21 protein-coding genes are annotated in these 18,929 nt (G+C 64.8%); 11 read left to right on the top strand and 10 right to left on the bottom strand.

Going from position 1 to position 18,929, the window contains the following annotated elements:
- Nucleotides 1–43 precede the first annotated feature (43 nt).
- A complete protein-coding gene (locus tag FEJ81_RS15595) occupies nucleotides 44–1,426 on the top strand; it encodes a D-aminoacyl-tRNA deacylase (RefSeq protein ID WP_138246154.1) in 1,383 nt (460 codons plus the stop codon).
- 158 nt (nucleotides 1,427–1,584) lie between these two features.
- Nucleotides 1,585–2,754, top strand: coding sequence for a cell division protein FtsZ (ftsZ, locus tag FEJ81_RS15590; RefSeq protein ID WP_138246153.1), 1,170 nt, complete (start codon nucleotides 1,585–1,587; stop codon nucleotides 2,752–2,754).
- Nucleotides 2,755–2,898: 144 nt separating this feature from the next.
- Here ftsZ and FEJ81_RS15585 read toward each other — a convergent pair whose 3' ends face one another.
- On the bottom strand, nucleotides 2,899–3,531 hold the full coding sequence (locus FEJ81_RS15585; RefSeq protein WP_138246152.1) for a ferritin family protein: 633 nt from the start codon (nucleotides 3,529–3,531) through the stop codon (nucleotides 2,899–2,901).
- A gap of 88 nt (nucleotides 3,532–3,619) precedes the next feature.
- On the opposite strand from FEJ81_RS15585, the gene FEJ81_RS15580 reads away from it, so the two are divergent.
- Nucleotides 3,620–4,804 carry an MBL fold metallo-hydrolase gene (locus FEJ81_RS15580; protein WP_138246151.1) on the top strand — a complete coding sequence of 395 codons (1,185 nt, stop codon included), beginning with the start codon at nucleotides 3,620–3,622 and terminating at the stop codon, nucleotides 4,802–4,804.
- Between the two features lie 4 nt (nucleotides 4,805–4,808).
- On the opposite strand, the gene FEJ81_RS15575 is transcribed toward FEJ81_RS15580, so the two are convergent.
- Nucleotides 4,809–5,141, bottom strand: a complete 333-nt coding sequence (locus FEJ81_RS15575) for a 2Fe-2S iron-sulfur cluster-binding protein (RefSeq protein WP_138246150.1) — start codon at nucleotides 5,139–5,141, stop codon at nucleotides 4,809–4,811.
- Between the two features lie 555 nt (nucleotides 5,142–5,696).
- On the opposite strand from FEJ81_RS15575, the gene FEJ81_RS15570 reads away from it, so the two are divergent.
- Nucleotides 5,697–7,103 (top strand): geranylgeranyl reductase family protein, encoded by a 1,407-nt coding sequence (locus FEJ81_RS15570; protein ID WP_138246149.1) that lies wholly within the window; start codon nucleotides 5,697–5,699, stop codon nucleotides 7,101–7,103.
- Between the two features lie 280 nt (nucleotides 7,104–7,383).
- Here FEJ81_RS15570 and FEJ81_RS15565 read toward each other — a convergent pair whose 3' ends face one another.
- Nucleotides 7,384–8,667, bottom strand: a complete 1,284-nt coding sequence (locus tag FEJ81_RS15565) for an amidohydrolase (RefSeq protein ID WP_138246148.1) — start codon at nucleotides 8,665–8,667, stop codon at nucleotides 7,384–7,386.
- A gap of 88 nt (nucleotides 8,668–8,755) precedes the next feature.
- Nucleotides 8,756–9,091: an uS10/mL48 family ribosomal protein gene (locus tag FEJ81_RS15560; protein WP_138246147.1), complete on the bottom strand. Its 336-nt coding sequence runs from the start codon at nucleotides 9,089–9,091 to the stop codon at nucleotides 8,756–8,758.
- A 187-nt stretch (nucleotides 9,092–9,278) separates the two neighbouring features.
- Between FEJ81_RS15560 and FEJ81_RS15555 the strand changes: the two genes are divergently transcribed.
- Nucleotides 9,279–9,716 (top strand): bis(5'-nucleosyl)-tetraphosphatase, encoded by a 438-nt coding sequence (locus tag FEJ81_RS15555; RefSeq protein ID WP_138246146.1) that lies wholly within the window; start codon nucleotides 9,279–9,281, stop codon nucleotides 9,714–9,716.
- Between the two features lie 187 nt (nucleotides 9,717–9,903).
- The gene (locus FEJ81_RS15550) at nucleotides 9,904–10,956 is read left to right on the top strand and encodes a DUF5787 family protein (protein ID WP_138246145.1); all 1,053 of its coding nucleotides are present in this window, start codon (nucleotides 9,904–9,906) and stop codon (nucleotides 10,954–10,956) included.
- A 27-nt stretch (nucleotides 10,957–10,983) separates the two neighbouring features.
- Here the strand turns inward: FEJ81_RS15550 and FEJ81_RS15545 are convergent, their stop codons facing one another.
- Both FEJ81_RS15545 and FEJ81_RS15540 read right to left on the bottom strand, forming a co-directional pair.
- The gene (locus FEJ81_RS15545) at nucleotides 10,984–11,493 is read right to left on the bottom strand and encodes a DUF5797 family protein (protein WP_138246144.1); all 510 of its coding nucleotides are present in this window, start codon (nucleotides 11,491–11,493) and stop codon (nucleotides 10,984–10,986) included.
- A gap of 48 nt (nucleotides 11,494–11,541) precedes the next feature.
- Nucleotides 11,542–12,303 carry a hypothetical protein gene (locus FEJ81_RS15540; RefSeq protein WP_175416447.1) on the bottom strand — a complete coding sequence of 254 codons (762 nt, stop codon included), beginning with the start codon at nucleotides 12,301–12,303 and terminating at the stop codon, nucleotides 11,542–11,544.
- 124 nt (nucleotides 12,304–12,427) lie between these two features.
- On the opposite strand from FEJ81_RS15540, the gene FEJ81_RS15535 reads away from it, so the two are divergent.
- The gene (locus tag FEJ81_RS15535; RefSeq protein WP_138246143.1) at nucleotides 12,428–13,549 is read left to right on the top strand and encodes a hypothetical protein; all 1,122 of its coding nucleotides are present in this window, start codon (nucleotides 12,428–12,430) and stop codon (nucleotides 13,547–13,549) included.
- Nucleotides 13,550–13,574: 25 nt separating this feature from the next.
- Here the strand turns inward: FEJ81_RS15535 and FEJ81_RS15530 are convergent, their stop codons facing one another.
- Entirely contained in the window at nucleotides 13,575–14,864 is a 1,290-nt protein-coding gene (locus tag FEJ81_RS15530) for an MFS transporter (RefSeq protein ID WP_138246142.1), read from the bottom strand.
- 115 nt (nucleotides 14,865–14,979) lie between these two features.
- On the opposite strand from FEJ81_RS15530, the gene FEJ81_RS15525 reads away from it, so the two are divergent.
- The 3 genes from FEJ81_RS15525 to FEJ81_RS15515 all read left to right on the top strand — a co-directional run bounded on the left by FEJ81_RS15525 (nucleotide 14,980) and on the right by FEJ81_RS15515 (nucleotide 16,074).
- Nucleotides 14,980–15,234: a DUF5789 family protein gene (locus FEJ81_RS15525; RefSeq protein WP_138246141.1), complete on the top strand. Its 255-nt coding sequence runs from the start codon at nucleotides 14,980–14,982 to the stop codon at nucleotides 15,232–15,234.
- Nucleotides 15,235–15,318: 84 nt separating this feature from the next.
- Complete coding sequence (locus FEJ81_RS15520) at nucleotides 15,319–15,627, top strand: transcription factor S (RefSeq protein WP_006429196.1); 309 nt, start codon at nucleotides 15,319–15,321, stop codon at nucleotides 15,625–15,627.
- A 234-nt stretch (nucleotides 15,628–15,861) separates the two neighbouring features.
- Entirely contained in the window at nucleotides 15,862–16,074 is a 213-nt protein-coding gene (locus tag FEJ81_RS15515; RefSeq protein WP_138246140.1) for a hypothetical protein, read from the top strand.
- A 315-nt stretch (nucleotides 16,075–16,389) separates the two neighbouring features.
- Here the strand turns inward: FEJ81_RS15515 and FEJ81_RS15510 are convergent, their stop codons facing one another.
- Nucleotides 16,390–17,181: a methyltransferase domain-containing protein gene (locus FEJ81_RS15510; RefSeq protein ID WP_138246139.1), complete on the bottom strand. Its 792-nt coding sequence runs from the start codon at nucleotides 17,179–17,181 to the stop codon at nucleotides 16,390–16,392.
- Complete coding sequence (locus tag FEJ81_RS15505; protein WP_138246138.1) at nucleotides 17,178–17,567, bottom strand: nascent polypeptide-associated complex protein; 390 nt, start codon at nucleotides 17,565–17,567, stop codon at nucleotides 17,178–17,180. Before FEJ81_RS15505 ends, FEJ81_RS15510 begins: the two co-directional genes overlap by 4 nt.
- A gap of 131 nt (nucleotides 17,568–17,698) precedes the next feature.
- Between FEJ81_RS15505 and FEJ81_RS15500 the strand changes: the two genes are divergently transcribed.
- Entirely contained in the window at nucleotides 17,699–18,337 is a 639-nt protein-coding gene (locus FEJ81_RS15500; protein ID WP_138246137.1) for an HD domain-containing protein, read from the top strand.
- A 42-nt stretch (nucleotides 18,338–18,379) separates the two neighbouring features.
- Here the strand turns inward: FEJ81_RS15500 and FEJ81_RS15495 are convergent, their stop codons facing one another.
- A complete protein-coding gene (locus FEJ81_RS15495; RefSeq protein ID WP_138246136.1) occupies nucleotides 18,380–18,868 on the bottom strand; it encodes a PUA domain-containing protein in 489 nt (162 codons plus the stop codon).
- Nucleotides 18,869–18,929: the final 61 nt, after the last annotated feature.

The raw sequence follows: 18,929 nt of genomic DNA, 5'->3' as shown, positions 1-18,929 counted from the left end.
CTCGAACCGGCGACGTTAACGGTCCCAACCCTCGAGCAAGAGTATGACCCTCGCTATCGTCGAGAGCCGCGTCGACCGCGCCTCGACGCATATCTGCGACCGCCTCCGCGAGCGCGCCGACTGGACGGAACGGACCGACGACTCCCGACCCGACGCCGACGGCGGTGGGACCTACTACCGACTCGAGGACGCCGAACTCCGGTCGTTCGACGACCTCCACATCGACCTCGAGTCGCCCGCCGACGCCTTCGACTGCGACCCCGACCTGCTCGTCTTCGCCTCGCGCCACTCCGGCGACACCGGCGCGCTGCTGACGGGCCACTTCACGGGGAACTTCGGCCCGGCCGAGTTCGGCGGCGAGCCCGACGCCGTCGCCGACGCGGCTCCGAACGCGCTCGCCCGCCTGCTGGCCGCGTTCGACGAGTACGCTCCCGAGGAGTACGAGGTTGGCATGGAGGCCACCCACCACGGCCCCACCGATGTCGGCTGCCCCTCGCTGTTCGCGGAACTGGGTAGCGGCGACGAGCAGTGGGATGACCCCGACGGTGCCGACGCCGTCGCCCGCGCCATCCTCGAGCTTCGAACAGTCGATCCCCACCGCTCGAGACAGGTCGTCGGCTTCGGCGGCAACCACTACGCCCCGCGATTCGAGCGGATCGTTCGGAAGACGTCGTGGGCGGTCGGCCACGTCGCGGCCGACTGGGCCCTCGAGGCCATGGACCACCCGACGGCCCACCGCGGCGTCCTCGAGCGCGCCTTCGACGCCAGCGAGGCGAAGATTGCGCTGCTCGACGGCGAGTGGCCGGTCCTCGAGGAGACCCTCGAATCGATGGACTGCCGGATCGTCAGCGAGACGTGGCTGCGCGAGGTCGACGACCGGCCGCTCGAGGTGGTCGATCGAGTCGAGTCCGATCTGGGGGCCGTCGACGACGGCGTTCGCTTCGGCGACCGACTCGCGGACCCGTTCGCCGTCGTCGATCTCCCGGCCGACCTCGTCAGTACTGCACAGGGGATCGACCCGGACCGCGTCCGCGCGATCGTCGAGACCGAAACCGTCGCCTTCACGACCGACAACGGCGGGAGCCGCGTCGGCTCGCGGGCGGCGATTCCCGAGAGCGAATCCGAAACCGCCGAGACTGATTCCGAAGGTAAATCCGAGCGCGAGGACCCCTCGAGCGACGCACTCGAGACGATTATCGAGGAACTGGCCGGCGTGCTCGAGGAAAAGTACGACGCGGTGACGGTCGAAGACGACGCCGTCGTCGCCGAAGAGACGGCGTTCGACCCCAGGTTAGCGCGGCAGGTCGGCGTGCCGGAGGGGCCGAAGTTCGGCGCGCTCGCCGACGGCGAATCGGTCACCGTCGACGGGGAAACGGTCAGTCCCGAGAGGGTTCGGACCGAGCGGACGCGTCGGTTTCCGATCTGACCGGCTCGCGAATCGACAATAAGTACCACTTACGGCTTCCAGACCGGCTGTTTCGTCGTTTTCCCGCGCAGACACATAAGAGTCTATTAACGTGTCAGACAGGCGGCTGACGTGTAGGGGAAAGGTAATTATGCTCCATTGTTTAGACAGGGCCAAGAATGGACTCTCTAATCGACGACGCAATCGACGAGGCCGAGGACGGGGAGGCCGCGGACCCCGCCGACGCGCCACAGGGCGGGCAGTCGGCCGGCACGAACGGATCAGACGGCCGACAGACCGGGACGATGACCGACGACGAACTGGAAGACGTTCTACAGGATCTCCAGACCGATATCACGGTCGTCGGCTGCGGCGGTGCCGGCGGGAACACGATCAACCGCATGCACGAGGAGGGCATCCACGGCGCGAAACTCGTCGCCGCCAACACCGACGTCCAGCACCTCGTGGAGATCGACGCCGACACCAAGATCCTCATGGGCGAGGAGAAGACCGGTGGCCGCGGGGCCGGCTCCCTGCCCCAAGTCGGCGAGGAAGCCGCCCTCGAGAGCCAACAGGACATCTACGACGCCATCGACGGCTCCGACATGGTCTTCGTCACGGCCGGCCTCGGCGGCGGCACCGGAACCGGGTCCGCACCGGTCGTCGCGAAGGCCGCCCGCGAGGCCGGCGCGCTCACAATTTCGATCGTCACGACGCCCTTTACCGCGGAGGGCGAGGTTCGGCGGACCAACGCCGAAGCCGGCCTCGAGCGCCTGCGCGACGTCTCTGATACCGTGATCGTCGTCCCCAACGACCGACTGCTCGACTCCGTCGGCAAACTCCCCGTCCGGCAGGCGTTCAAGGTCAGCGACGAGGTACTGATGCGCTCGGTCAAGGGCATCACGGAACTCATCACGAAACCCGGCCTCGTCAACCTCGACTTCGCCGACGTTCGTACCGTCATGGAACGGGGCGGTGTCGCCATGATTGGCCTCGGCGAGTCCGACTCCGAGGCGAAAGCCGAAGATTCGGTCAAGACCGCGCTGCGCTCGCCGCTGCTCGACGTCGATATCTCCGGCGCGAGTTCCGCGCTGGTCAACGTCACCGGCGGCAACGACATGGCCATCGAGGAGGCCGAAGGCGTCGTCGAGGAGATCTACGACCGGATCGACCCCGACGCCCGCATCATCTGGGGGACCTCGATCGACGAGAGCCTCGAGGGCAGCATGCGGACGATGATCGTCGTCACCGGCGTCGAATCGCCACAGATCTACGGCCGGCCCGACGGCGAAGACGCCGTCCAGCCCGAAGCGCCCGCTCAAGGCGAAGACATCGACTTCGTCGAGTAATCGAACTACCGGCCGACCTGCGTCGCGATTCGAGTCCACGCAGTTGTTTCTCTCCGCGAACCGACGGCAGCGCCCGGCCTTCCGGATTCGTTCCGATTCCGAGTCGACGATTTCGAACCGCTCTCCGCGCTCAGTGCTCACCCCTCAACAGATCGGCTTCGGATCGAGACCGAGGTCGTCCAACGAATCGGCGTAGGCCTCGTAGGCCGCGGTGATCGCGTCCTCGGCCGCCGTCCGCGCTCGCTCCCAGTCGTCGTCCTCAGTACAGATCTCCTCGAGCAACGCGGCCGCCCGGTCACCCTGCGCGGCCGTTTCGGTCCGCAACTCTCGGAACCGGTCGGCGCGTTTCTCGTCGCCCTCGTTGACGAAGAAGTTCACGAGCTGCAGGTGGGTTCGATCGCCGACCAGCGCTCGTCCGACCAGCCCGCCGAGGCGAGCCGCCGTCGTCTCCAGCGACCGGAGGTGTTCGTGCATCGGTCCGGCGTCCCCGTCGACCGCCGATTCGTCCTCGAGGTCGGCCGCGATCCGATCGTAGTGATCCCGTTCCTGCTCGTGATAGTCACCGAAGAGCTGCCGCGCGTCTTCGTGGCCCTCGTCGTCGGCCCACGCCTCGAACGTCTCCATCGCCGCCCGTTCGCTCTCTGCGGCGATTCGGAGGACGGTCGCTTCGGCGAGGTCCGCGTCGGTGAGCGCGACGAGCAGTTTCGACGACCCGAGCCGCTCGAGTTCGATGGCCATCGACTCCGCAACCGAGTCCCGGAATTCGGCGGCGTCCATACCGGCACGACACCGCGGAGCGTGTTGAACGTTAGTGGCGGTTTGCCCAGCCGCGACCGTTACCCGACTCGAGCGCGTACCGACGGACATGACCGACCGGAGCGACCCCGCTAACCCGGCTGACGACCCGTCCTCGATCCCTCCCGACGCGCTGGCCGAGCTACTGCGATCCGGCGACCGCGCGACCGTCCTCGACGTTCGCAACCGCGACGAGTTCGAGCGCTGGCACCTCGAGGGCGAGGGGATCGACGTCGTCCAAATCCCCCACATGAAGTTCGTTCAAGCCGAGGCCACCGGCGACGTGACCGACCTCGTCGCCGACCTCGCGGAGCCGATCGTCGCGGTCTGCGGCCGCGGCGAGGCGAGCGGCCACGCCGTCGGACTCCTTCGAGATGCGGGTGTCGAGGCGCGGAACCTCGCTGGCGGCATGGACGCGTGGGCCGACCTGTACACGGCCCGCGAACTCGAGGTCGACGCGCCCGCGACGGTCCTGCAGTACGACCGCCCCTCGAGCGGCTGTCTCGCCTATCTCGTCGTCAGCGGCGGCGAGGCGGCCGTGATCGACCCGCTGCGGGCGTTTGCAGACCGGTACGAGGCTGACGCTGCCGACCGCGACGCGACGATCGAGTACGCCGTCGACACCCACGTCCACGCCGACCACGTCAGCGGCGTCCGCGACCTCGTGTCGCGGGCCGACGCGGAGGCGATCGTCCCCGACGGCGCTCGCGACCGCGGGCTCGCGTTCGACGCCACGACCGTCGCCAACGGGGACGAGATCCGAATCGGCGACGTGACGCTGACCGCCGTGGCGACGCCGGGTCACACGACCGAATCCGTCTCGCTTCGCCTCGAGGGCGGCGACGCCCCGCTCCTGTTCACCGGCGACACGCTGTTTCTCGAGGGCGTCGGCCGGCCGGACCTCGAGCTCGGTACCGAGGACGCGGCCGCGGCTGCGCGGCGATTGTACGAGACGCTCCAACATCGGATCCTTGAGCACCCGGGCGAGACGACGATTGCGCCGTGCCACTACAGCGACGCCGCCGAGCCGCGAGCAGACGGGACCTATACCGGACGACTCGAGACCCTGCGCGACCAACTCGCAGCGCTCTCGATGGACGAAAAGGTGTTCGTCGAGCACGCCACGAGCGACCTCCCGCCGCGGCCGGCAAACGACGAACGGATCGTGGCCGTCAACCTCGGGCTCGAGGAGATCGACGAGGAGACGGCCTTCGAACTCGAACTGGGACCGAACAACTGCGCAGTTGCCGACTGACGGGTCAGTCGTCCGCCACTGCGCCGTCGTTTGCGCCGTCTGCGAGGTCGCCCTCGATGCTCGGCGGGTACTTGCCGCGATCGAGTTTCAGATCGGATTGGGGTCGCGCCATGCAGGTCAGCGCGTAGTTTTCGGCCTCCTGCTCGGTGAGTCCCCGCGCAGCGGGCTGGGTGACCTCGCCCTCGACGATCTCGGCGGAACACGCCAGACACATCCCGACTCGGCAGGAGTACTCCTGCGCGATTCCCTCCTCGAGACACCGGCTCAGGATCGTCTCCTTGTCGGTACAGGTGATGGCCTCACCCGTCCCGACGAACTCGATGGTGTACTCAGTCATACGGCCCGGTACGGAAGACCTCACTAAAACTCTTTATAGAAATGAGGCGAGAAAACCCACGACTTCAGTCGTGGGATGAATCGTCGCACGGTTCACAACCGCCCAAACCGTAACATTTGAGCGTCCACCTGCCGTATCTGATGGTGTCGGAACGATGGATTCCCATCGGTTCTCGACAGTCCACAAACTGGCAGTTGACTCGGTGTTTGCCTCATCAAAAAGTAAGCCCGTGGACAGCAGAACCGACACAAAATAATCAGATACCTCCGAGTCCTTCGCGGGATAGGAGTAACGGGGGCGTGGCACTCCCACCGGCACGTCGGGTCGGAAACCCTAAGAGACCAACGAACCGCCCGTTGGTGGGCGTGGGAAGCCCACGACTTTAGTCGTGGGAGGATGTCACCTACCCGCGGGAAACCAGTGTGCCGGTTCCGCGAGACGGCGTCACGGCCCGTCGGACGACTCCTCGACTGGTCCCGGTATCTGATTTCGCCCCTGACAGTCCGACGAATCGACTATAAAACGTTTTCTTACCGCGGTGTCCACACTGTTGGTATGAGTACGCAGGAGCAGTCGGCCGCCGCCACGACGACGGGAACGCAGTCGCCGGACGCGGTCGTCGTCGGAGCGGGCACCGCAGGGTGCTACGCCGCAGCGACCATCGCGCAGGAGGGGTACGACGTCGTCATTCTCGAGCGGAAAGACGAGGACGAGGCGGGCCACATCGCCTGTGGCGACGCGCTGAAGGGTGCCGACGCCTTCCCCGAGGCGATCCCGAAGTCGAAACTCGAGCCGGCCTTTACCAACACGGGCGTCGACCACGGCCGCTTCGAAATCCCCCAAGAGGACACCGTCCTCGAGATTCCGGTCCCCGGCGAACTCGCCGTCATCGACCGCTGGGAGTACGGCCGGCGGATCATCGACGGCGCGGGCGACGCCGGCGTCGACTTCCACTACGATACCGTCGTGAAGAACGTCGTCCAGAACGACGACGGCCGCGTTACCGGCGTCGAAGCCATCCGGAAGGGCGACCCACTCGAGTACGAGGCCGATATCGTCATCGACGCCGCGGGTTCGCTCTCGGTTCTGCAGGACAACGTCGACTTCTCGGAGTCGACGTTCGACACCAACGTCGACTACAGCCACTTCTGTTCGGCCTACCGCGAGATCGTCCGCGTCGACGAACCCGTCGAGTGGGACGACGCGCTCGTCTTCAAGCCGACCGAGCGCGCCGCGGGCTATCTGTGGTACTTCCCGCGGACCGACACCGAGATCAACGCCGGGCTGGGTTTCCAGATGACCGAGGAACCCATGCAACTGGTCGACGACCTCAAACGCGACCTCGAGAACCGCCCCGAGTTCGAGGGTGCCGAAGTCGAGGACAAACTCGGCGCGGCACTGCCCACCCGACGGCCCTACGACTCCGCCGTGCATCCGGGCTACATGGCCATCGGCGATGCCGCGGGCCACGTCAACCCCACGACCGGCGGCGGCATCGCCGGGGCCGCCTACGGCGGCAAGTACGCCGCCGAACGAGCCATCGAGGCCCTCGAGACCGGTGACTTCAGCGAGGACACCCTCTGGGAGTACAACGAGAAGGTGATGGACCACTTCGGCGCGCGCTACGCCGCACTGGACGTCTACAACATCCTCTCGACGGCCGTCGACGTCGACGATCTGATGGGCCTGCTCGCCGCGATGCCCGGCGACAAACTCGCCGAAGCCCTCTACTCCGGCAGTACCGACATCGGGCTCAAACTCAAACTCGAGTCCCTCATCAAGAGCCGCGGCCACTGGGGCACCATCTGGAACCTCTACCAGACCAAGCGCCGCGCCGACGACCTCCTCGCACACTACGAGAACTACCCGACCAGCCCCGAGGGACTCGCCGGCTGGCAGGCCCGCCGCGACGACCTCATGGAGACGGTCTACGAGACGACTGGAGCAGACCCCAAGTACTAACAACGAAATTTTGCTCTGCGCTCTGGCGAGACGACGCCAGCATCGCTGGCGCACGTCTCGCCGACGCTCGGCAAAATTTCGATCAAAAGCACTCCTCCTTCCCCGCCAGCCGCGCGTCGCGCGGCGTCTGGGTCAGTCGTCGGCCCGCTCGCTCACCCTTCGGGCTCGCTCGCGGTCGTAATCGTGTAACCGCCTGCCCTCCCCCGAGTCGCGGGCTCCTCGCGGTGCTCGGAGCCCGCTCCCGGCCACTCCCGCTCGAGAGTAGCTTCGAAACTATCGGTCAGGCGTGTTGACGGCTGATCTCCTCTATCGAGTCCGCGAGCACGTCGATTCCGTGGCCGATGCTATCTTCGTCGACGTCGAACGTCGCGGTGTGGTGGCCGCCGGGATGGTCGGTGCCGACGCCGACGTAGCAGGCCGTGCCGCCGTGTTCCTGTACCGCCCGCATCAAGAACGTCGCGTCCTCGCTGCCGCCGAGTTCGTCGCGCTCGAGGACTCGCTCGACGCCCGCCGTGTCGCCTGCAACGTCGGCGACGATCGACACGAGTGCGTCGTCGCTGGTCGCGCTCGGTGCCTCCGCGCCGGTTTCGATGTCGACCTCGCAGTCGTGCATCCGGGCGGCGCTCCGGAGGACCTGCCGGGTTCGCCCCTTCATGTACTCCATGAGATCGGTCGTCTCGCCGCGGACTTCGGCGACGATTCTGGCCTCGTCCGGGATGACGTTCGCCGCGCTGCCGCCCTCGACGACGCCCGCGTTGACCCGGGTCTTGCCGTCGTTGTGCCGGGCAATGCCGTAGAGGTTCTGCACCGCCGTCGCCATCGCTTGGACGGCGTTTCGCCCCTGCTCGGGATGGCCGCCCGCGTGTGCCGACTCGCCCGCGAACTCGGCCTCGAGGTGTGAGACTGCGAGAAAGCCGTCGATGCCGGCGACGATTTCGCCGGTCGGGTGATTGAGCCCGATGTGGACCGCAAGCAGAGCATCGATATCCTGTATGTGCTCGCTTTCGGCCATCGACTTCCCGCCGCCGACGACCTCCTCGGCGGGCTGGAAGAATACTTTCAGCGTCCCAGAAAAGTCGTCGCTAGCGGCGATCCGCTCCGCGACGCCGATACCGATCGTCGCGTGGGCGTCGTGGCCGCAGGCGTGCATCGCCCCCTCGTGTTCGGAGCGAAAGCCCGCCGCGGTAGGCGCGTGAGTCGGGTCGTCGGACTCCGGTCGCGGGAGCGCGTCGATGTCGACGCGCAGGCCGACCGTCGGCCCATCACCGCGCTCGAGGACGGCGACCGCGCCCGTGTACCCGCCCTCGAGTCGCTCGAGCACGTCCGGGTCGATGCCGGCGTCCCGCGCCCGTTCGTACCAGTGGGTGAGCTCTGGGTCGTCGGGGACCGCCATCCGGTGATCGCCCGCGATGGCCTCGGGGCCGACGTGGAGTCCGTCGAGGTCGTCGCCCAGTCGGGACTCGAGTTCGTCGACGATGCGCGCAGTGGTGTAGAACTCCCGCCACGCGGGCTCGGGTTTTCGGTGGAGGTCTCGACGCAGTGAAACGAGGTCGTCCGCGGTCATATGTCGACCTCGTCGGGAACGGTAAAAAGTGCTACCGACGGCCACACGTCGAGACGGAGCAGGCCCGTCTGTGTCGGACGACGCTCGCTCAGTTCCCGCGGCCCGCGCCGTGGATCTGTTCGACCTCGGCCTCGATGTGGACCGAGTCCGGAAAACTCTGCGAGGCGATGTTGCGCGCGAGGCTGTCGTGGCCGTGAATCTCGAGTTCGCGGGTGAAGACGGTGTACTCCCACGAGGAAAACTGTCGGCCGTCGTCGGCGTGGAGTCGACAGTGTTGGGGAACCGAGTGCTTCTCGGGCGGATGGGAGTGGGGCCCTTTCAGCGCCGCCCCTTTCCGTTCCGCGTTGGCTTTGATGTCCTCGACGATGCCATCGAGCGCGGCGCGATCGCCGCTCTGGAGGGTCAGACGGGTGACGAAGGTCATGGCTGGTACTGTCGCATACGTCGTCGGGCGGCGCGTAAAAACTTGCTGAGACGCACCGCGTACCGGCGCGGGCGGTGAACGACTGCAGTCGATCGGCCGCCGCCCTCGTGAAAATCGGGTCCGGAATCAGTGTCCGTTGGACGAACAGTCCGATATTCTCTTAACGTCGCACCTGTTAGCCCAGTTAATGGCAGTCGAAGCTACGAGCGCAGGCGCGATCCTCTTCCGCGATACGCGGGGCCGGCGCGAGTATCTTCTACTCAAGAGCCGCCCAGGCGATTGGGAGTTCCCCAAGGGCGGTGTCGAAGGAGATGAAGAGCTACAACAGACGGCGATCCGCGAAGTAACGGAAGAGGCAGGTATCGAACAGTTCCGACTACTCGACGGCTTTCGGAAGGACTACGACTACGTCTTCGAGGCGAACGGCAAGACGATCCACAAGACCGTCCACCTCTTCGTCGCGAAGTCGTTCGAGGCGAGCGCGGAACTATCGAACGAGCATCGCGACCTCCAGTGGCGCGATTACGAACAGGCGATCAATACCGTCACGCAGGACGGCCCTCGAGAGATCCTCGAGGACGCCCACGAATTTCTCGACGAACTCGAGGAGGAGGACGAAGAGTAAGCGACGCACGTCGGCCGTCACCGGCGGATGACTCCTACTTCGGGGAGTGACGACGTTCCGACGAAACGGGATTACGGCTCGGTCTCGATCTCGATATTCGGGCCGTGAGTGGCGCTGCCGTCGATCGCGAGCCGCGGCCATCGATCGATCGAGTAGCGCTTTTGCGCACGTGGTGCAAACTCCCCGTGTGGTCTCTCATACCGCCGAGTTCGGATTCGAGCTCCGGACCTGCCGCTGGGCCGAGCTCGCGTGGCCGCCGGGAGCGGAACCCGAAAGCGACGGCGCTGCGATCGTCGTCGCCCGCCAACTCGGCACCAAGCGCCGCCGCTGGGACACTATCGTCCTCGAGTGCAACCCCGAGGCCCTCCGCCAGCGAGCGAACTTCGGTTCCGAGCGCCTCGACAGCGATCTGTTGCACGTCGTCCGGAACGCCCCGGCGGAGTGGACTTACTACCGCGACGCGCTCCCCCATCCCGGCTACCCGTGGCGGTACGTCCGCGAGGCGATCCACCGCGCCGACGACCGCGGCATCCTCGAGACCAGAAAGAACGGCAATCGCATCGAGATCCGGCGCAAGTGGGGCTATCCCGACTGGGTCGACCGGATCGTCGCCATCGAGAACAAACCGGACCTCGACGCCAGCGCCGCCCGCGCGCTCGCCTCGCAACTCGAGTACGACGTCGCGATGGGGTTGGCCGACGAGGTCTGGGTCGCGACCGAGGAGACGGGCGCACGCGTCGACCCCGCGCTCTTCGAGGACCTGCCGGTCGCGGCGGGCATCCTCGCACTCGAGCCGGAGACGTTGACGGCCGACGTCTCGTGGTACCCGCGCTCGCTCGCGGTCGACGAGCCCGGTACCCGGATCCTCGAGCGGCCCGACGGCGGAAACCGAGACGACTCCGCCGCCCGGTTCGAATACGTCGATCCGGCGACGAAGGCCGAGAAACGGCTCGCGATCGCCGAACGCGCCTACGAGCGCGGCTGGCGCTCGTTCGTCGACACGATGCGCCCCGACTGCCGGCACTTCCAACTGCGCGCTCGAGACCCGCAGCAGGCGCTGCCGTACTGCGCCGCCAAGGGTCGCTGCCAGACGGCCGCCGAGTGTTCGGGTTCCTGTGCCGACTTCGAACCCGAGCCACCGGTCTGGCGTACCCGCGGCTGGCCGATCGAGGGCGGGCCCGGAAAACGATCGCAGCGGATTCTCGAGGAGCGCCGCCGGCGACGGCGACCGGGGCTGTAGCCCGATCCTCGCGATCGACGGTCAGTTTCAGTCGGAGTCGGAAACGGAGACCTCGAGATCGTCGCGCTCGACGGTCAGTCGGAACGTCGGCACGGTCCGGTACTCGACCTCGACGACGCCCTTGCGGCGCAGGCTCTGCAGTCCCGACCGGACATCCTCGGCCTCCGGGTCGATATCGTACTCCTCCCGGAGGCTGTGGAGCACCGACACCACGCTCTCGGAACGTTCCTCGGGTCCGGCGAGCACCGCGACGATCCGGGCCTGTAACTCGGGAACCCGGATCTTCGAGGGAACGCCGTCGTCCTCCGGGTCGCTCTCGATTCCCGGCTCGACGTCGACCAGATCGGCCGCCTCCGCGGTCGCCCGGATCAGGCTGTTGTCGTCCCGAAAGTAGTAGTCCCCGAGTTCGTTCTCGAGGTACTGGTGGACCTCGCTGCCGCTTTCCATCCCCCATCGGTCCTGTAACTCGGAATTCTTCGTCGGCTGTAGCTCCACTACGTCCGCCAACCGGTCCGTGGCCTCCTCCGAGAGCGTCATCGTGGAACCGTATGCGCATCCGGTACTTTTGCGTTGCGTCCCGGTCCGCTAGTTCGGCAGTTCGTCAGTCACGTCTCGTAACTCTTCGGGGATCGACCACGGAAAACACCGATCATGTAGTTCGAAAAGACGAAACTCGTTGAGGTGGACCCAACTATACGAAACGGCGTCCCGATCCGCATCCTCCCGAGCGTCTATCTGCTCCATGAGTTCATCAACCGAAATATCGACTCCATTTCGTCGAGCTCGGTCTACGAGCGCATTGAGTTCGGTCTCAACGGCCTCCGAATCGAGGTCCTCGTTGAAATAAATATTTACGGCAGCTGAGACCACGTCAGCATGCGACTCGAGTTTTCGGCCGGTCATCCACGCATAGTCCCGCGGTAACACGGTTGCCTTTTCGAAATATGGTGTCGAACTTATCTTCCCAAGTTCGGTAACCTCTCCACCCGCATCTTGCTCGTATATGGCAATTATATAATCAGTATAGGCTGCGAGGAGATGGAACCTGATTCGAAAGGTCGGAAGACGGTCGATAGCGATCTCTCGGAGATCGCCCATGAGGAATGGATATGTCCCGACTCGTTTGTCCAACTCATTTTGGACTATACGTAGCCGACGAACGAACGGATCTCGATAGCTTCCGAGAACGAAATACGACGTTTCCGGGGTTTGAAGGTGCGGGATTTCATGGTTAGCGAACTCGAGAACTTCCGATGACTCGTGTGGCTCAAGTTCGAGTCCCTGCAGTGCCTCGTCAACATGGTCCATAATTTCTGCAGCGTTTTCGGGTGGCCCGGGATCAGTCATTTCTTTCGGATTAAGACCCGCTCAGTAAATACGTTCGCAATTGATTTGGCTATTCCGGAGAATACCATACCAGTTCACCCGAACCATTATCCGAATCGAGATACAATCGCTGTATAAGAGTTGTATGAGCGACTCCTCTGCCTCGAAAGATACCGGCCCGTTCGAAGAGCAGCGGCAGATCTACGAACTACTGTCGCAGGAAACACGTCATTTGATTCTGCAATACATTCTCGCCCATCCAACGCATCTTCCGTCGCTCGACGAGTTAGCGTACCTGATACCAAAAAACAAGGCGGCGATCCGCGATCAGCTACAGGTACTCGACGAGGCAAGTATCGTCAATCGATACGACCATCCACCGAACGAAGATTCTCGGGACTTGCCATCCCAGTTCTACGGATTGAGCAAACACGGTGTCTCCGTACTCGACGAGTATAACTATCTTCGCGGGTTGCCAGTCGCGCGTGCAGTGTACGACAATACCCGACTCTCGGAGAAAGCGCAGCGCCATCGCGATGCACCACGTCCGGAACTCCCAACACCGGTCGATCACGCACTCGCTATCGACGAGGAAATGGACACTCCGGACATCGATCGAATCGAACGATATCTTCGTCAGGAGAAGCCCTCCTCACGGACTGTCTCGGATCAGGTCGAAATCGTAACTGCACTCTACGAGAACGATATCGGACCGGACCATGATGGGATCAAACGGACAGATCTGTCGGATATGGTCGATGGATCTCTCGAATACCGTCCGGAAACCGCTCTGGACCAACTCATTGATGTCGATCTTGTCGAGAGAGTTACGCCGTCAGGACCGGATATCTTCGCGATTAGCGAACGTCTTGATGAGATCGTGAACGGCCAGGTCACGGAAGAAGCCGAGGCGAATATCGACGCGCTGATCGCACACATCGACGACGAGTTGCAGTCGGTTGAGTTGGGCGATGAAGCGGCAGAGCTAGACGGTCCGCCGGCAATGGCAGCCGAACCCTCTATCGCACTGGCCGACGGCGCGGGCCGAACGGTTCGGAGTATTCTCGCGGCTGAATTCGACGTGGCTCCCGAAGCCGTTCCCGAATACCTTCGTTCCGAACGTCCGGTCGACCGATTGAACGCCGCGATTGATGCGATTGAATCGTCTCGAGAGGTTACAAAATCAGAAGAGTATGGTCGGATTGTCTTCGTTCACCAGGCATATCGGTATCGGCTCACGGACCGGGCAGTAGAACTTCTCCAATAGCGATACTCCGTTCGTTTGCTGTCGATTAATTGCTTCCGACGACCGGCACCGAGGCCGTCGCCTCGAGCGTCTCCTCGACCTGCGTATACACCAGAATCAGTCCGAGCGTCGCGAGCGCGGTCCCGAAGACGAAGGGGGCTCCGAAGCCGAACCTGATCAGCGCGCCCGAGGACAGCGGCCCCGCGGCGATCCCGTAGCCAAAGGCCATCGTGAGCACCGACAGTTTCGAGCCGGATTCGCCCTCGCCGGCGAGGTCGCCCGCGAGCGCCAGCGACGGCGCGAACACCATCGCGGCGGCGACGCCCTGGAACAGCCGGGCGACGAACATCAGCACGGAGGAGAACAGAAAGCCCTGCGCGAGCGTCGTCGGGATCAGCAACACCATTCCGGTGACGATGAACGGCCGCCGGCCGTACCGGTCGCAGGCCCGCCCGATCGGCGTCTGGAGCACGACTTGCGCGATGATGAACGCCGCGAACTGCAGGCCGAACCAGGTCGCGCCCTGCTCGAGCCGGGCGTTGACTTGCGGCTGGATGGTCGAAAAGAGTGCGATCGCGGTCGCCATGAAAAACGACGCGACACCGAGCGTGAAGATCGGATCGAGCAGGTTGGGCCCCGACCGATCGAGGATCGGAATCGAGAGGTCAGCGCCGGCGTTTGCGGCCGCCGAGTCGGAATCGGAGACCAGGACGGTCACGAGCACGTAGCTGATCGCGGCGGTGATCGCCGCGGTGTAGAAGGCGGCGTCGAACCCGGAGATCGTCACTCCGACCGGGAGCGCGTACGGGCCGAGGCTGACGACCGCGCCGGCCAGCGCCGGGCCGGCACCGAAGCCGACCAGTCGGAACGTGTTGTAGACGCCCATGTTTCCGCCGCGATTGCCGGTCGTCGCGAGTTCGTTCACCAGCGCGATCGAGGCCGGGATTATGAAGGACACGCTGACACCCTGCAACCCGCGGATGGCGAGCAGTGAGACGTACGTCTCCGCGAAGACGTAGGCGAGGTTCGTCAGCGCGAGGCCGGCGAGACCGACCAGAATGAACGGCTTTCGCCGACCTAACCGGTCGGACAAGCGGCCGGTAAACGGCTGAAAACTGCTGTTGAGAAAGCCGAAGAGCGAGAGGATCAGGCCGATGATCATCGACTCCCCGAGGCCGAACGCCGTTCCGCTCACCACGCCGCTGCTCACGTACAACGGGATGACGATGATCAGAAACGAGTTCCCGATCCCGTCCGCCATCCGGGCCCCCGCCAGCGCGAGCACCCGTCGGTCCACGGCGAAGGGCGCGATAATCTGATCCACGAGTCTCCGCATCGACTCTCCCTGCGTGACCGCGTCCGATTATAGTTTCGAAACGAAATGTTAACACACCTGAGAGTCCGTCACAGCAGGGCGGAGCTACAAGCCCGTCGCCCGCGTTCGTTCGGCCATGACCGACGTCAAACTCAGTCGCGTCGAAAGCGTCCTCGCGGACCTTGAGTACCCCGTCACGAACGAGCGGGCCGCGACCGAACTCGGAGAGACGACGCTCCTCCTCGCCGACGGAGAGCGAAATCTGGGGGCCCTCATCGAACAAAGCGGGAGCGACCGCTTCGAGTCGGTCGACGACCTCGAGTCGGAACTGCATAACGTCCTCCCGCGGGAAGCCGTCGGCGAGCCGTACCAGTCGGAGGGCGAGGGATAAGCGCCCCGCGACGGTCGGAGCGCGACCGGTCAACGATCCTAAACGGGTCCCTTAAGTCGCTCGACCCCCGTAGCCCGGACAACGATGGAATTCTGCGACGAATGCGGTTCGATGATGAAAGCCGAGGACGGGATCTGGGAGTGCGGTAGCTGCGGGTACACGGAACCGAAAGGCGACGCCGACCAGTACGTCATCACCGACGACCAAGAGATCGGGGAGGTCATCGAGTCCTCCGGCGAGACCTCGCTACCCGAAACCGACGCTCGCTGTCCCGAGTGTGGCAACGACCGCGCCCACTGGTACATGCAACAGATCCGCGCGGCCGACGAGTCCGAGACGCGCTTCTTCATCTGTACCGAGTGCGAGCACAAGTGGCGCGAGGACGACAACTAACAACCTTTTACGCTGCGGTCTGCCGCGCTGGTGGCTTCGCCACACAGCGCGGCGTCCCTCGGTAAAAGGTTGATCAAAAGCACTCCTCCTTCCCCGTTGGGTCAGTCGTCGGCCCGCTCGCTCGGCCTGCGGCCTCGCTCGCGGTACACCGAGGTGAATGTTCAACGGAGGGAAATCGCTACAACGAGACGATAAACCGTAGCAGTAATTTCAGTTGGCTATAATATCCGTTCAATGGCGAACGATGAGTCAATCGAGAATTGGACACTGAGAGACAGGATAAGTCTCGTTACAAAGGTACTGATCGCCGTTGGGGTCGTCCAGTACTTCGAAAACATCACTGGACAACTGCAGTTCTATCAACGTGCTACTCTCGTCGTCATCGCTGTCCTCGTTCTCGGGGAACTGCTGCAACGAACGCGACGAGTCATCGGTGCTGATGGTTGAGTCACACTGTCCCGGATACGGCGGCCGGAACGCACGGCGATATCTCGCTCGAGAACCGGATCGAACGCTACAGTGGGTGACTGCCATAGAGACGACTTGCTACAGGGGAATCCAATGATGGATGGATTCGTCGACCGTGCTCGATCGCTGCTCGGTGCCCCGATTATCGCGTTGGTTCTCGTATACGCGGACTCGAATCTCGTCGATCTCTCGTTGCTCCACATGGCCGCGATTGCGCTCGTTCTCAGCGTCGCGATTCACGGAATCGTATTGCGGGTAGGACGGATACTCCGTGACCGAAACGACGCGTAGCCGCTACTCGTTGCGGGCGACCGTTAGATATCCCGTGTGACCGACGGGCGCGGTCGTCGGCCGCGACCCTCGCTCGTCGAACTGCATCTCGCGTTGGATCGTCTCTCGAGTAGTCACATTCGACAAGCCCACGTCGCGGGCCGTCTCCGAGACTTCTCGAGTCGACTCGATGAACGGACTGTAGACCGCGACGAAGCCACCGTCGACGAGCAGGTCGGGCGCGTGCTCGACCATCGCGGGCGCATCGGCCGTATCGAGGGTGAGCACGTCGAACGACGAGGGCTCGAGGGCGTCGATCTCCTCGGTCACGTCGCCGGTTCGGACATCGACGTCGTCCTCGACGCCGCCGAGCGCCATGTTCTCGCGGGCGACGTCGGCGAAGTCGGCGTCCTGTTCGTAGGTCACGACCGACGCGCCGGCCCGTGCCATCATCGCCGCGAGCACGCCCGTTCCGGTGCCGGCGTCGAGGACGCGGTCGCCGCGGGCGATTCCCGTCTCGCCGATCACGAGGCCGATATCGCGGGGCACCATCGGTGCGCCCGTCCGCTCGAAGTGATGAAAGAGATCCGGGCCGCGCAGTCGGCGCACCTGAAACTCGTCGCCCAGATGCGTCTCGAGGGTGTCGCCCGACTCTACGTCCTCGGGGACCTCGAGCACGCCGAGGTCGGTCCCCTGTTCGCCGCCGGGTTGGACGAGGTACTCGCGGTCGCCGCGGACGAGCAGGACCGGCACGCCGTCGCTGTCGGCGTCGGTCGCGTCGCCGTCCGTATCGTCTGAACCGCTCACTCGAGTCACTCGAGGGTCTCGATCGCCGCGGCGAGGTCGCCGTCGTTGTCCTCGAGTGCCTCGCGGGCCTCGTCCTCGCTGACGCCGGCTCGCGTGGCGACGAGTTCGACGTCGTCGTCGGGGATCGACGGACCGGCATCGCTACCGGCGTCGGCACCACCAGCGCTTCCGCCGGCGGAGCCGGCCTCGACCTCTTCGGGCGAGCCGATGACCTGATAGGTCTCCTGCCCGCGGGCGTCCATCTTGGTGACCTCGGCGTCGTCGAACACGAGGTCGAACTCGTCGGTCCGAATGATGACTTCCTCGGCGTCGATGTCCTCGACGTCGATACCCATCTGCTCCATCATCTGTTCCATCTTGCGCGGATTGAGTCCGCCGCCGCCTCCTCCAAACATACTCGCCACGTCGCCACGGGCGACCTTTTACTTTGTTGTTCGACGGGAGCGGCGCGGTCTCCGGCACCCGAATCCGACGGGGTACCCGACGATCGACGTTTTCAATCGGCGCTGGCCCGTGATGGGACGTAATGACCGACGAGATCGACGCCCTGCTCGAGGCACTGGAGCTAAAAGACGAACGCCGGACGGGGTGGGTGCTCCGCGGGATCGAGTCGCCGGAATCGGTCGCGGCCCACACGTGGGGGACGGCGACGCTGTGTCTGCTGTACGCCGATCGGGCCGAGGAGAACGTCGACCGCGACCGAGCGGTGTCGATGGCGCTCGTCCACGACCTCGGTGAAGCGCGCACGGGCGACATCGCGACTCGAGCGGACGACGGCGACCAACGGATGTCCGGCGAGGAAAAGGCGGCCCTCGAGCGGGCGGCCGTCACCGACCTCTTCGCTCCGTTCGAAGGCGGGAACGGAGATCGGGACTGCGATCTCGATCACAAATCCCTCTGGGAGGAGTACGAGGCCCGCGAGACGCCCACCGCGCGGTTCGTCAAGGACATGGACCTGCTCGATAACTGCCTGCAGGCGCTCAAATACGAGCGCGGGGACCGCTACGACGAAACGGAGCCGAACGACGCCTTCTCGCAGTACGAGAACCTCGACGAGTTCTTCGCGACGGCCGCACCGCGGTTCCGGACTGCGATCGGCGAAACCCTGTTCGAGAGGACTAAAGCGCGCTACGAACGTGAGATCGGCCGCGAATGTCAGTTGTAGCCGACGAACCGACCGCTTGCTGACCGCCTTTCGACCGTTCTGTCAGTCGCCCGCGGGCGCGCCCTCGCGAACGCTCACCGCCATCCCCGTCTCGAAGTCCCGGATCGCGCCGGCGTCGAGTCGCGCCGTCCCGACCGCGAGCAACTCGCCGCGCTCGTGGACGACCAGCACCTCGTCGCCCGGCCGGATCTCCTCGCCCACCTCGAGGACGAACTTCGTGAAGACGTTCTTCTCGTCGCGGACGAACGGTTCGCTCTCGTCGTCGACCACGACGCGGTAGGCGGGCTCGGCGAGGGCCGCCTCGAGTCGCCGACCGCCCTCGAGGCCGAGGGTGAACCGGCCGTCGATACCGAAGGAGACGATACGGCTCCCGTCGGCGTGGACCTGTTGGGGGCGTCCCGAGGAGGTGCGTTTGACCGTCAGCGACTCGCCGGGCGGGAACAGCGCCGCGCCCGCGCCCGCACCGAACTGGTAGTCCGCGATCGTCCGGAGCTGGGGCAGGCCCGCGCTCCCGTCTGCTGGCTCGCTCATTGGCCGGGATTCGGCGGGGCGGGTCGAAAGCCCTTCGACCTGTCCGCGTGCCGGCTACGTG

It is taken from the genome of Natrinema versiforme (genome assembly GCF_005576615.1).
Classification (GTDB): domain Archaea; phylum Halobacteriota; class Halobacteria; order Halobacteriales; family Natrialbaceae; genus Natrinema; species Natrinema versiforme_A.
Note: the sequence above shows the minus strand (reverse complement) of the source record. Positions and strands in the feature narration are given on the sequence as shown.

Excerpts from the sequence above, each read along its gene's own strand:
- FEJ81_RS15570 (WP_138246149.1), top strand. The coding sequence starts at position 5,697 with ATGAGTACGCAGGAGCAGTCGGCCGCCGCCACGACGACGGGAACGCAG.
- FEJ81_RS15560 (WP_138246147.1), bottom strand. The coding sequence starts at position 9,091 with ATGACCTTCGTCACCCGTCTGACCCTCCAGAGCGGCGATCGCGCCGCG.
- FEJ81_RS15555 (WP_138246146.1), top strand. The coding sequence starts at position 9,279 with ATGGCAGTCGAAGCTACGAGCGCAGGCGCGATCCTCTTCCGCGATACG.
- FEJ81_RS15585 (WP_138246152.1), bottom strand. The coding sequence starts at position 3,531 with ATGGACGCCGCCGAATTCCGGGACTCGGTTGCGGAGTCGATGGCCATC.
- FEJ81_RS15545 (WP_138246144.1), bottom strand. The coding sequence starts at position 11,493 with ATGACGCTCTCGGAGGAGGCCACGGACCGGTTGGCGGACGTAGTGGAG.
- FEJ81_RS15495 (WP_138246136.1), bottom strand. The coding sequence starts at position 18,868 with ATGAGCGAGCCAGCAGACGGGAGCGCGGGCCTGCCCCAGCTCCGGACG.
- FEJ81_RS15520 (WP_006429196.1), top strand. The coding sequence starts at position 15,319 with ATGGAATTCTGCGACGAATGCGGTTCGATGATGAAAGCCGAGGACGGG.
- FEJ81_RS15500 (WP_138246137.1), top strand. The coding sequence starts at position 17,699 with ATGACCGACGAGATCGACGCCCTGCTCGAGGCACTGGAGCTAAAAGAC.
- FEJ81_RS15535 (WP_138246143.1), top strand. The coding sequence starts at position 12,428 with ATGAGCGACTCCTCTGCCTCGAAAGATACCGGCCCGTTCGAAGAGCAG.
- FEJ81_RS15515 (WP_138246140.1), top strand. The coding sequence starts at position 15,862 with ATGGCGAACGATGAGTCAATCGAGAATTGGACACTGAGAGACAGGATA.
- FEJ81_RS15580 (WP_138246151.1), top strand. The coding sequence starts at position 3,620 with ATGACCGACCGGAGCGACCCCGCTAACCCGGCTGACGACCCGTCCTCG.
- ftsZ (WP_138246153.1), top strand. The coding sequence starts at position 1,585 with ATGGACTCTCTAATCGACGACGCAATCGACGAGGCCGAGGACGGGGAG.
- FEJ81_RS15525 (WP_138246141.1), top strand. The coding sequence starts at position 14,980 with ATGACCGACGTCAAACTCAGTCGCGTCGAAAGCGTCCTCGCGGACCTT.
- FEJ81_RS15575 (WP_138246150.1), bottom strand. The coding sequence starts at position 5,141 with ATGACTGAGTACACCATCGAGTTCGTCGGGACGGGTGAGGCCATCACC.
- FEJ81_RS15565 (WP_138246148.1), bottom strand. The coding sequence starts at position 8,667 with ATGACCGCGGACGACCTCGTTTCACTGCGTCGAGACCTCCACCGAAAA.
- FEJ81_RS15595 (WP_138246154.1), top strand. The coding sequence starts at position 44 with ATGACCCTCGCTATCGTCGAGAGCCGCGTCGACCGCGCCTCGACGCAT.
- FEJ81_RS15540 (WP_175416447.1), bottom strand. The coding sequence starts at position 12,303 with ATGACTGATCCCGGGCCACCCGAAAACGCTGCAGAAATTATGGACCAT.
- FEJ81_RS15505 (WP_138246138.1), bottom strand. The coding sequence starts at position 17,567 with ATGTTTGGAGGAGGCGGCGGCGGACTCAATCCGCGCAAGATGGAACAG.
- FEJ81_RS15530 (WP_138246142.1), bottom strand. The coding sequence starts at position 14,864 with ATGCGGAGACTCGTGGATCAGATTATCGCGCCCTTCGCCGTGGACCGA.